The 11,502-nt window shown below is 38.2% G+C and carries 10 protein-coding genes; 7 read left to right on the top strand and 3 right to left on the bottom strand.

The genetic code is table 11. The features are described 5' to 3' along the window. Positions 1-42: 42 nt before the first annotated feature. From rpsO to J7R07_RS00265, 3 genes are all read left to right on the top strand, one after another. Entirely contained in the window at positions 43-312 is a 270-nt protein-coding gene (gene rpsO, locus J7R07_RS00275) for a 30S ribosomal protein S15 (protein ID WP_208434962.1), read from the top strand. Between the two features lie 256 nt (positions 313-568). After that, complete coding sequence (gene pnp / locus J7R07_RS00270; RefSeq protein ID WP_208434961.1) at positions 569-2,770, top strand: polyribonucleotide nucleotidyltransferase; 2,202 nt, start codon at positions 569-571, stop codon at positions 2,768-2,770. Positions 2,771-2,842: 72 nt separating this feature from the next. Continuing rightward, positions 2,843-3,841 (top strand): class I SAM-dependent methyltransferase, encoded by a 999-nt coding sequence (locus J7R07_RS00265; RefSeq protein WP_208434960.1) that lies wholly within the window; start codon positions 2,843-2,845, stop codon positions 3,839-3,841. Between the two features lie 18 nt (positions 3,842-3,859). Here J7R07_RS00265 and hslU read toward each other — a convergent pair whose 3' ends face one another. Together hslU and hslV are read right to left on the bottom strand one after the other, a co-directional pair. After that, positions 3,860-5,170 (bottom strand): ATP-dependent protease ATPase subunit HslU, encoded by a 1,311-nt coding sequence (hslU, locus tag J7R07_RS00260; protein ID WP_208434959.1) that lies wholly within the window; start codon positions 5,168-5,170, stop codon positions 3,860-3,862. Then, positions 5,171-5,752, bottom strand: coding sequence for an ATP-dependent protease subunit HslV (hslV, locus tag J7R07_RS00255; RefSeq protein ID WP_208434958.1), 582 nt, complete (start codon positions 5,750-5,752; stop codon positions 5,171-5,173). It lies immediately after the preceding gene. A 218-nt stretch (positions 5,753-5,970) separates the two neighbouring features. Here hslV and J7R07_RS00250 point away from each other — a divergent pair, with 218 nt between their 5' ends. From J7R07_RS00250 to J7R07_RS00235, 4 genes are all read left to right on the top strand, one after another. Beyond that, positions 5,971-6,960: an asparaginase gene (locus J7R07_RS00250; RefSeq protein ID WP_208434957.1), complete on the top strand. Its 990-nt coding sequence runs from the start codon at positions 5,971-5,973 to the stop codon at positions 6,958-6,960. A gap of 116 nt (positions 6,961-7,076) precedes the next feature. Next, positions 7,077-8,075 carry a type I pantothenate kinase gene (coaA, locus tag J7R07_RS00245; RefSeq protein ID WP_208434956.1) on the top strand — a complete coding sequence of 333 codons (999 nt, stop codon included), beginning with the start codon at positions 7,077-7,079 and terminating at the stop codon, positions 8,073-8,075. A gap of 13 nt (positions 8,076-8,088) precedes the next feature. Further along, positions 8,089-9,456 carry a leucyl aminopeptidase family protein gene (locus tag J7R07_RS00240; protein WP_208435284.1) on the top strand — a complete coding sequence of 456 codons (1,368 nt, stop codon included), beginning with the start codon at positions 8,089-8,091 and terminating at the stop codon, positions 9,454-9,456. 165 nt (positions 9,457-9,621) lie between these two features. Then, the gene (locus J7R07_RS00235) at positions 9,622-10,494 is read left to right on the top strand and encodes a C40 family peptidase (protein ID WP_208434955.1); all 873 of its coding nucleotides are present in this window, start codon (positions 9,622-9,624) and stop codon (positions 10,492-10,494) included. A gap of 499 nt (positions 10,495-10,993) precedes the next feature. Here J7R07_RS00235 and J7R07_RS00230 read toward each other — a convergent pair whose 3' ends face one another. After that, positions 10,994-11,407 (bottom strand): (deoxy)nucleoside triphosphate pyrophosphohydrolase, encoded by a 414-nt coding sequence (locus tag J7R07_RS00230; RefSeq protein WP_208434954.1) that lies wholly within the window; start codon positions 11,405-11,407, stop codon positions 10,994-10,996. Between the last annotated feature and the right edge of the window lie 95 nt (positions 11,408-11,502).

Here is an 11,502-nt window from a genome sequence, read left to right as displayed (position 1 = left end):
ATGGGTGACTTTTGTTTCTTCGTTTTTTGAAAGGATAATACGATGTCGATTACAGCTGAACGTAAACAAGCTCTTGTTGCAGAGTACGCAAATAAAGTTGGTGATACAGGATCACCAGAAGTACAGGTTGCTGTACTTTCTGAACGTATTGCTAATTTAACTAACCATTTTAAATCTCATAAAAAGGATAACCATTCTCGTCGAGGTCTTTTGAAGATGGTGTCTCAACGCCGTCGTTTGCTTGATTACCTTAAAGGAGTTGACCAAAATCGTTATCAAACACTTATCAAGAAATTAGGCTTGCGTCGTTAAAAGAAAAATGGGCGCATTGCTGTTTCCAAAAAATACCCATTTTTTCAGCTTGTTGCTTTTAGCTAAAAACTTTAAGAGCCGATGAATAACCACCAAGGGGTAGGATTACGAGTTGCTTCGCGTTTGAATTGCGGTTTATTCTTTTTTTATCGCAAAAAACAGAAGTGTCTTGTTGTCCTGCCCATAGTTTTAAAATATGCTACGCAAACTCAGAATGTGAGCACTAAATATGAACACTGGTCATTAAGGATAAAAAATGTTCAAAACGCACAAGATAGAAATTGAATGGGCCGGGCGGCTACTCACCATCGAAACAGGGAAAATAGCGCGTCAAGCTGATGGTGCGGTAATTGCTACCTACGGAGAAACCATTGTCTTAGCAACCGTTGTATCAGCAAAAAGTCCAAAACCAGACCAAGATTTTTTTCCACTCACCGTTAATTATCAAGAAAAGCTCTATGCTGTTGGTAAAATACCTGGTGGTTATTTAAAACGTGAAAATCGACCAACCGAAAATGAAACATTGGTTTCACGTTTGATTGATCGTCCAATTCGTCCTCTCTTCGTTGATGGTTATAAAAATGATACACAAGTGATTGTTTCCGTTATACAGCATGATCTTGAAAATAACCCTGATATCCTTGCAATGATTGCTTCTTCTGCTGCCTTAACTCTGTCAGGTGTTCCTTTTATGGGTCCTATTGCTGGTGCTCGTGTCGGCTACTGTAACGGACAATACATACTCAATCCTCATATCGATGAAATGCCTGAATCAAAACTGGATCTTGTTGTTGCTGGAACAGAAAGTGCTGTACTGATGGTTGAATCAGAAGCACAAGAATTACCAGAAGACATCATGTTAGGTGCTGTTATGTTTGGGCACAAAGGCTTGCAACCTGTGATTGATGCTATCATCAAACTTGCCGAAGTTGCTGCAAAAGATCCACGTGATTTTATTCCTGCAAATCTCTCTGATCTCGAAAAAGCTATGCTGGAAATAGCTGAACAGGATATACGAAAGGCTTATACGATTACTGATAAACAGGAACGGTACGCCGCGATTGATGCACTTAAAACCGAAGTCATCAATAAATTTATACCAGAAACAGAAGAAAACTGTAAATTTAGTGCAGATCAGATTGCAACCGCTTTCAAACAGTTGCAAGCAAAAATTGTTCGTTGGAACATTCTTGATACACAAAAGCGTATCGATGGACGTGATCTTTCAACAGTACGTCCTATCCAATCAGAAGTTGGTCTTTTATCTCGGACACATGGATCTGCACTCTTTACCCGTGGAGAAACACAAGCATTGGTTGTTGCAACACTGGGAACGGGTGAAGATGAACAGTATATTGATTCCTTAACAGGCATGTATAAGGAAACATTTCTCCTCCATTATAATTTCCCACCTTTTTCAGTAGGGGAAGTAGGACGTCTTGGTTCTCCTGGTCGCCGTGAAATTGGACATGGCAAATTGGCGTGGCGTGCAATTCATCCTATGTTGCCAACTAAGGAATCTTTTCCTTATACCATCCGCGCTGTTTCAGAAATTACTGAATCTAATGGATCGTCTTCCATGGCAACTGTTTGCGGAACTTCACTTGCTCTTATGGATGCCGGCGTTCCTTTGGTACGCCCTGTTGCGGGTATTGCTATGGGATTAATTAAAGAAGGGGAACGCTTTGCTGTACTTTCTGATATTTTAGGAGATGAAGACCATCTTGGAGATATGGATTTCAAAGTAGCGGGTACAGAAAATGGTATTACTGCCTTACAAATGGATATCAAAATTGATGGTATTACCGAAGAAATTATGAAAATCGCACTTGAACAAGCCAAGGGGGGACGAATTCATATCCTTAACGAGATGGCTAAAGCTTTAACTAGTGCACGGGCTGAACTTAGTGAATTTTCTCCACGAATCGAAATTATGAACATCGCCGTTGATAAAATTCGCGATGTTATCGGCTCTGGTGGTAAAGTTATTCGAGAAATCGTTGAACAAACTGGAGCAAAAATCAATATTGAAGATGATGGAACAATTAAAATTGCTTCTGCCGATGCTAAAACTATTGAAGCCGCAAAACGCTGGATTCACTCCATTGTTGATGAGCCTGAAGTTGGTGCTATCTACCAAGGAACAGTTGTAAAAACTGCAGAATTTGGTGCATTTGTAAATTTCTTTGGCTCACGTGATGGACTCGTTCATATCTCTCAACTCGCATCAGAACGCGTTACAAAAACAACAGATGTTGTTAAAGAAGGTGATAAAGTGTGGGTTAAATTAATGGGCTTTGATGAGCGTGGTAAAGTTCGGTTATCCATGAAAATCGTTGACCAACAGACCGGAGAAGAGATTACAGGTGATAAGCCAATACAAGAAGAACAAGAAAAATGCATGGATGAAAAAAATAAATCCGAAAACAAGCGTCGTCGTAAGAAAAAAGAAGAGTAATCTTTTCTCTTGTCATAAACTAAAATGCCATACTCATATCAGAATGGCATTTTTTCTTTGAACGAGCCACATGTGTTACTATTTTTACCTTTTACAAACCAGAACCTTCCTCTTCCCAATCCAAACCAATCTTGGTTAAGTTTTGGTTTAATGGAAATCCCTACTCCAGAATGGATGCAAAACTTAAAAGTTATAACACCCTGGCGACCAGATTTTTTAAAATTTTCTAATGCTCAATTTCACTGCTCTCCTCAGATAGACAAAACTCTCACTTATGACGGTGCACTTTTATGTTTAAGCAAATATCGTGGTTTTAACCAAAATTGTTTTCTTGATTTATTGGAATGTGTTAAACCTGGTGGATGGATTGTGATCGGTGGAAATAAAACTGCCGGTGTTGCTTCAATGATGAAATGGGTAAAAACTCTCGTTCCCATCACCGACAAACTGTCTAAAAATCACGGATTGGTATTCTGGCTTCAAGTTCCACAGCAAGTAGAAAAACAAAAGATTGCGCAATTGCGTTCACCACCGCTTACTTTTGAAAATAAATTTCAGACCACTTCTGGCATGTTTTCTCATGGTCGTATTGATCCGGGATCTGCTGTGCTGGCTCTGCATATGCACAAAGCCATTTTTGGAAAAACTGCTGATTTTGGTGCTGGCTGGGGTTTTCTTTCTTATGTAGCGCTTGAAAAAAGTGAAAAATTAACGACCCTTGACCTCTATGAAGCCGACTACAATGCTTTGAGAGCAGCCAAACAACACCTTGAACATATAACAACTTCTTGCCCGATTCATTTTTATTGGCATGATCTTGTGCACGAGCCAATCACGGATTTGTACGATACAATCATTTCAAACCCACCGTTTCACACGCAACAAACGACAGATGTTTCCTTAGGCCAACATTTTATTATAAATGCTGCAAAATACCTAAAGCCCGGCGGCAATTTGCTTCTTGTTGCGAACCGCCACCTACCTTATGAAACATTGTTAAAAAATATTTTCCGCACAGTATTAATACATGAAAAACCCCATGGCTTCAAAGTTATCGAGGCACGTCGATAGACAAAACAAGCGATCACCCTAAAGAATGAAACGTGAAAGATCGATATCAGCAGCAAGTTCACCTATCGATTGTCTGACATAAGCAGCATCAACTTTAAACGATGTTCCAGCTTTATCTGGCGCTGTAAAAGAAATCTCATCCAAAACACGTTCCATTACCGTTTGCAAACGTCGTGCCCCTATATTTTCAATTCTTGCATTTAAGTCCACAGCAATATCTGCTAAAGCATCAATCGCATCATCGGTAATTTCTAAATGAACTTCTTCCGTTGCCATTAAAGCGATATATTGCTTAATAAGACTCGCTTCAGGTTCGGTTAGAATACGTCGTAAATCTTCCCTTGTTAGAGCATTGAGCTCTACACGAATGGGCAGACGCCCTTGAAGTTCTGGTAATAAATCCGATGGCTTGGAAACATGAAACGCACCTGACGCAATAAAAAGAATATGATCTGTTTTAATTTGACCATATTTTGTGGCAATTGTTGTTCCTTCAACTAAAGGTAAAAGATCCCGTTGAACGCCTTCACGCGAAACAGCAGCACCTGCACCACCATCCCTGGTTGCAATTTTATCAATTTCATCGATAAAAACAATGCCATCATTTTCAGTAACACGAAGTGCTTCTTGAATAATTTGATCTTGATCAAGAAGCTTTTCAGATTCATCATCAATGAGGAGCTTAAAAGCATCCTTTACTATTGCTTTACGGATCTTTGTACGACTTCCCATTTTACCAAAAATATCTGATAAATTCATAATGCCCATTTGTGCACCAGGTATGCCAGGAATATCAAAGGTCGAAGTGCTATTGCTGTTATTATCAGCGACTTCAACTTCAATCTCTTTCTCATCTAGTTCACCTTCACGCAACTTTTTGCGAAAACTATCACGGGTAGCAGGGCTTGCTGTCTTCCCAACAAGAGCATCTAAAACACGCTCTTCAGCATTCATATGCGCTTTGACTTTTACTTCATCGCGTTTTTTTTCACGCACAAGAGAAATAGCAATTTCAACAAGGTCACGAATAATTTGCTCAACATCACGTCCTACATAACCAACTTCAGTAAATTTAGTCGCTTCTACTTTAACAAAAGGCGCTCCAGCAAGTTTTGCTAATCGGCGCGCTATACCCGTTTTACCGACACCTGTTGGCCCTATCATCAAAATATTTTTTGGCATAACCTCTTCACGCATTGGTCCATCAAGCTGTTGTCTACGCCACCGATTACGCAGTGCAATAGCAACAGAACGCTTGGCGTCATTTTGGCCAATAATAAAACGATCAAGTTCAGAAACAGTTTCACGAGGGGAAAATACAACACACATTCAAATAGCTTTCTCTAAAGAAGATAATTCTGCATCCAATGTTTCAATTGTAAAATGATCATTGGTGTAAACACAAATTTTAGCGGCAATACTCATAGCTTTACGAGCAATAGTTTCAGCATCCAAATCCATATCCATGAGAGCCCGGGCAGCTGAAAGAGCAAAATTGCTTCCAGAACCAATTGCCATAACCCCATCTTCGGGTTCTAAAACATCACCAAGTCCTGTTAAAGCTAACGTTATTTTCTTATCAGCGACGAGCATCATTGCTTCAAGACGACGCAAATAGCGGTCTGTTCGCCAGTCTTTTGCAAGCTCTACACATGCACGCATGAGCTGATCAGGATATTGCTCAAGCTTAGTTTCCAACCTCTCTAATAAAGTGAAAGCATCTGCTGTAGCACCTGCAAAACCAGCAATAACTGCTCCGCTCTTTCCAAGACGACGAACCTTGCGTGCATTGCCCTTCATAATCGTCTGTCCAAGTGAAACCTGGCCATCGCCGGCCATCACAACTTTTCCGTCTTTTCGTATAGTAATAATAGTTGTACCATATATTATGTCTGGCTTATGTTCCGCCATAAGGAAGCTCCTTAATATTGACCTCTATTTTTAATATGATTTCTTTTCATTAAATGTAAAATCCAATTATTATTATCTTTATTTAAGAACATATATTGCAAAACACAATGATTCAGCACAATTCAATTTGTTGAAATAAAAAATGAATGCATTGTTATCAACGCAAATTGTTGCTAAAGAGTTTTAGTAAACAGTTGGCGTTTCTTAAAGGAAAAATTATGAAAAAAATAGCAATAGGAACATTGGGAGGAACAATTGCAATGGCCGCTGACAATTTTGGCCAAATGCAACCAACATTAACTTCAGATGTCCTCATTAAAAGTGTTCCTGATTTAAACAAAGTTGCTAATATTCACGCGCAAACGCTCACACAATTACCGAGTGGTTCTTTGTCTTTTAAAATTCTTTTTGAAATAATAGAATGGGCAACGCAACAAATTAAAGCTGGTGCAGAAGGCATTGTTTTGACCCAAGGTACTGATACACTGGAAGAAACAGCTTTTTTTCTTTCCCTTTATTGGGATAAAGCGGAACCGCTCATTATAACTGGTGCTATGCGTATACCTTGCGAAGCAGGTGCTGATGGACCAGCGAATATTTTAGCAGCAACACGCGTCGCTGCTCATCCACAAAGTCGAAACAGAGGTGTTCTCGTCGTCATTAATGATACCGTTCACTCACCTTATTGGGTTCAGAAAAGCCATACTGTCAAAATTGAGACATTTCAGTCAGGCCTGGTAGGTATTTTAGGTACTCTTTTGGAAGGAAAGCTAATTTATTTTAATGATCGAAATTTTGTCCCGAAAACATTTGATCTTCCCAAAAATTATGATCATAAAGTTGCGCTCCTATACTCTTCCTTATCTTCTGATACACAGTTGATGAAATTCTGCCTTGAAAGTGGACAGTATGCTGGACTTGTTATTGCTGGTTTTGGATCAGGACACTGCAGTTTTGAAGAAACAGACATCGTACAACAATATACACAAAAAATGCCAATTATTATTGCTAGCCGTACCTGTACTGGCTCTACAACTCGTGCAACTTATGGTTATAAAGGTTCAGAAGTTGATTTGATTGCTTCTGGTGCTCTTATGTCTGGTTATTTATCAGCAGTAAAAGCACGGTTACTTTTATGGGCTTTTTTGGCACAAGGATGTTCATTGGCACAAATTAATGCACATTGGAATGACTGGACTATAAGCTAAAGATTGCCTATTATTTTAAAGAAAGAAAACATGCAAAATAAAATTCATTTGAAAAAACAGTTCGTCTGTCTATCCTTAATTGATTACTTTGGCAGAAAACTTTTTGACTGATACAAATGATTGATAAGATTCTTTCAAAAATTGATCAGGAAGATAACCTAGTCAAGTCTGTTCCTGATCGATATTCACCTTATCGTGTCTTTACTGCACAAGAATGGTCTCAATTCCGGGCGGATACACCACTCACGTTGACCTTTGATGAAATTAAATGTTTACGCTCAATGGATGATCCAATTGATCTTGAAGAAGTGCAACGCATTTATCTTTCCTTATCGCGTTTATTATCGTGCCATGTTGAAGCAGTACAAGAACTTTTTTACAAGCGTCAACAATTTTTACATCAAGAAGGGATAAAGAAAACTCCTTTTATTATTGGGATTGCCGGCTCTGTTGCGGTAGGAAAATCAACTACCGCTCGTATTCTGCAAGAACTTTTGAAACGTTGGACATCCAGTCTTAAAGTTGATTTAATTACAACTGATGGTTTCCTTTATCCTAACGCCGTATTACAGAAAAAAGATCGTATGCATCGTAAAGGGTTTCCAGACTCCTATGATATTAAAAAATTGCTGAATTTCCTTTCTGCTATAAAAGCTGGTATTGGTAATGTTAGTGCCCCACTTTATTCACATATGATCTATGATGTTCTGGAAAATCAAACCGTTACTATCGATCGTCCTGATATTTTAATTATTGAAGGTATTAATGTTCTACAAGTTAGTGACCTCCCTAAAGATGGAAAAATTATTCCTTTTGTTTCAGATTTTTTTGACTTTTCAATCTATGTAGATGCTGAAACAGAAGTCATTCGGCATTGGTATTTGGAACGTTTTAAACATTTGCGTAAAACAGCTTTTCAAAATCCTGAGTCCTATTTTCATCGGTATGCACTCTTGAATGAAGAAGAATCCTTAAAAATTGCTGAAAATATCTGGCAAACAATTAATTTGAAAAATTTACAAGAGAATATATTGCCAACACGACCACGCTCTAATCTCATTCTACGTAAAGGAAAAAACCATTTGGTTGAATATGTCGCACTTCGACGGCTATGAGGATTTCATCAATATGCATTCACATCACATTTATTTTAGCCCAAAACCTATCGATAATAGCTGCCCCATATGCTTGGTAAGTCCTAACAGTCTTGCTGATTTACCACTCGATACATTAACAACAACATGGATGAAAGCCAATGATTTCACTGGAAAAGCAGGTCAAATACTCTTCATTCCTGATGAAGCGGGACATTTAAAAAAAGTTTTCTTTGGGCTTGGTAATGGTGATGAACCTTTTATCACAGGACTTCTCGCTCAAAACCTTCCAGCTGGTCAGTGGCATTTAGAAGGAGAAGCTTCCCATGAGTTGAATACTTATCTTGGATTGGCATTTGGAAGTTATCAATTCAACCGCTATCGCCAAAACTCTTCCCCCAAATCGTTGTCGATCTCTGTAAGTGATATGGTTGATTTCGATGATCTTAAACGAATTTATGAAACTGTCTTTTTTGTCCGGGATCTCATCAATATTCCAGCTAATGATATGAATCCCGAAAGCCTTGAGAAAGAAGCACGTCAACTGGGAAGAACCTATAATGCTCACGTTCAAAGCATTTGTGGAGATGATCTCTTAACATATAATTTTCCTATGATCCATGCTGTGGGACGTGCCAGTAGCACTGCACCACGACTGATTGAGCTACGCTGGGGCAAAAAAAATCATCCTAAAATAACGCTGGTTGGAAAAGGCGTAACCTTCGATACTGGAGGACTTGATATTAAATCAGCCAATAACATGCTGCTCATGAAAAAAGATATGGGAGGTGGAGCACATGTTTTAGGATTGGCGAAACTTATTATGGATGCCAAATTACCCTTTCATCTACGTGTTTTGATTCCAGCCGTTGAAAATGCAATTTCTGCTCATTCTTACCGACCAGGCGATATTCTCAAAAGCCGTAAAGGTTTAAGTGTTGAAGTTGGCAATACAGATGCTGAAGGACGGCTTGTCCTTGCCGATGCACTTGCCTATGGTGATGAAGAAAGTCCACAATTCATGCTTTGTATGGCTACCTTAACAGGAGCAGCGCGTATAGCATTAGGACCAGATCTCCCTGCATTTTATTGTCATGATTCACTATGGGCGCAACAAATTTCTCAATCTGCTTGTTCTGTCTCCGATCCTCTTTGGCAAATGCCACTTTGGAAACCTTATCAAAAAATGTTATCATCACCAATCGCTGATCTTAACAATACAGCTGGAAATAACTTTGCTGGTTCTATAATTGCTGCTTTATTTCTTAACTCTTTTGTTGAAAAAACCAAACATTTTGCACATTTTGATCTTTATGGATGGATTTCAAAAGAAAAACCAGGTTATCCTGTCGGTGGTTCCGCACAAGTTATTCGTGCCCTTTATAATCTCTTTAAAAATTAATTTTGACATAAAATAAACATAAAAATGGACAACTTTAGAATCTTAAGAGCCATTGTTTTTTGCCGTTAATTGTGTTCTGTAATTTATTTGAGGATAAAAATTCTACCAGTACCAATTTTCATACGCCTGTTTAAAGATAAAAAACAAAAGATGAAAGGTAAATAAATGTTCCCTAGAGATCCGAGATTGCATGCGTTCAGAGAAGATCTAGCAGATGAACGTCTTAAAGGCGAAGTTACAGCTCAGCGCTTTGTGCAAGGTGAAAAAAGACGCGTTAATGTACCTGTTGCTGCATTGTTTAAAGAAAATAATAACAAAAGTGAAATGCAGACAGAGTGCTTATTCGGAGAAGAACTTCTTGTCTTTGAGCATGGAGAAGAGATGTCGTGGGCACAATCCACCAAAGATGGTTATGTTGGCTATATTGAGACAAAAGCGCTTTGTACAGCAACCGTAGAACCAACACATATTGTTACAGCACCACGTACTTTCCAATATTCCCAGGCTGACTTGCGTGGACCAGTAGAATATCCTTTATCTATAGGAAGTAAGGTAAGCGTTGTTAATGAAGTCGAAGTTCGTGGTACCAAGTATTCTATACTTGAAAACGGGGGTGCAATCGTTAGCTGTCATCTTAGTCCGATTGGCAAAATCGTGTATAAAGATTATGTTGATGTTGCTGAACGGTTGATCCATACACCTTACCGTTGGGGTGGAACCAGTAGCTTTGGAATTGATTGCTCAGGACTAGTCCAGGTTTCTATGGCAATGGCCGGTCAAGTAGTTTTACGTGATAGCGACATGCAACAACAAACTATAGGAAATCCACTCTCAGAAGATGATAAACTTCGACGAGGTGATTTGATTTTTTGGAAAGGTCATGTCGCTATTATGGTTGATCATGAAAATATCATTCATGCAAATGGTTCTTCTATGGATGTTATGGTCGAACCACTGGAAAGAGCAGTTACACGTATGGCTCAAAAATGTCAACGACATCCCATAGAAAGACGCCGTCCAACAACACTAGGAATATAATATGTATTTTTCATAAATATGATGATGTGGGTCATTGTGGGTTGTTTGCTTCGTGTTAACATAAGAAGGCTTTTGTAGATTAATTTATATAAAATAGAGTGCATTACTTAGGTATTTTCTAAACTTCGGTATTTAGGAGTATTGTGTTTTTTATACATAAAATTTATTGACTTGTATATTTTTTAGTGATGGACATGTGAATAGAGGATAAGATTTTCCAACATGCATTCTGCGAGGTGTGTTTTTTTACAAATTTCCTCTATGAATGCCTTGAGTTTTGCTATAAGTTATGTTGTGAAGAATATTCAGCATTTTTTTAAAAATTTTTATCAACATTCCCTGTCTTTTGGATATCGCAAAAATTTGTCATCCAACTTCCTGAATAGCTTTTTTTAAAATTATCGTTTTTTACATATAATGTTATGTAAAAGAATCCTTTTAGATTGTTCACATCATTAATGTTTTACAAAATACACAGCATCTTTCTCTCACGAACCTATTAAAGAAGAAAATTTCTTAATAGCTGAATTAATGGTTTATCAGCATCAGGCATAGGATATTTATCAAGGTCACCAATAAAAACCCATTTTAAATTTTGTTCTTCCCGTCCTTGCGCAATACCCTCATAATGGTAACAAAGGTACAACGGCATTAAGAGATGAAATGTTTCATAACGATGGCTTGCAAATGTTAAGGGTAATAAATCTTCTGGTTGAACATAAATACCAAGCTCTTCTTCTAACTCACGAATCAAAGAAGCTTCTGGAGTTTCACCTTGCTCAACCTTTCCACCAGGAAACTCCCATAAACCAGCCAGTGATTTTCCTTGAGGACGTTCTGTAAGTAAAACACAATTATCTTGATCCAATAACGCACACGCAACAACAAGAAGAAGTGAACTTTTTATGTGCATACCACTCTCCCACAGAGATAAAAATAGTCATCTCTTTTATAACTTACCTACTCCAAGATAAAAGAATTAAAACACCTTACCCTCTCTAAAAATAT

The organism is Bartonella phoceensis, assembly GCF_902825145.1.
Taxonomy (GTDB): domain Bacteria; phylum Pseudomonadota; class Alphaproteobacteria; order Rhizobiales; family Rhizobiaceae; genus Bartonella; species Bartonella phoceensis.
This window is presented reverse-complemented; position numbering and strand designations above follow the sequence as displayed.

Coding starts and splice junctions, on each gene's coding strand:
- J7R07_RS00240 (WP_208435284.1), top strand. CDS start 8,089: ATGCATTCACATCACATTTATTTTAGCCCAAAACCTATCGATAATAGC.
- J7R07_RS00250 (WP_208434957.1), top strand. CDS start 5,971: ATGAAAAAAATAGCAATAGGAACATTGGGAGGAACAATTGCAATGGCC.
- J7R07_RS00235 (WP_208434955.1), top strand. CDS start 9,622: ATGTTCCCTAGAGATCCGAGATTGCATGCGTTCAGAGAAGATCTAGCA.
- hslU (WP_208434959.1), bottom strand. CDS start 5,170: ATGTGTGTTGTATTTTCCCCTCGTGAAACTGTTTCTGAACTTGATCGT.
- hslV (WP_208434958.1), bottom strand. CDS start 5,752: ATGGCGGAACATAAGCCAGACATAATATATGGTACAACTATTATTACT.
- rpsO (WP_208434962.1), top strand. CDS start 43: ATGTCGATTACAGCTGAACGTAAACAAGCTCTTGTTGCAGAGTACGCA.
- J7R07_RS00230 (WP_208434954.1), bottom strand. CDS start 11,407: ATGCACATAAAAAGTTCACTTCTTCTTGTTGTTGCGTGTGCGTTATTG.
- pnp (WP_208434961.1), top strand. CDS start 569: ATGTTCAAAACGCACAAGATAGAAATTGAATGGGCCGGGCGGCTACTC.
- coaA (WP_208434956.1), top strand. CDS start 7,077: ATGATTGATAAGATTCTTTCAAAAATTGATCAGGAAGATAACCTAGTC.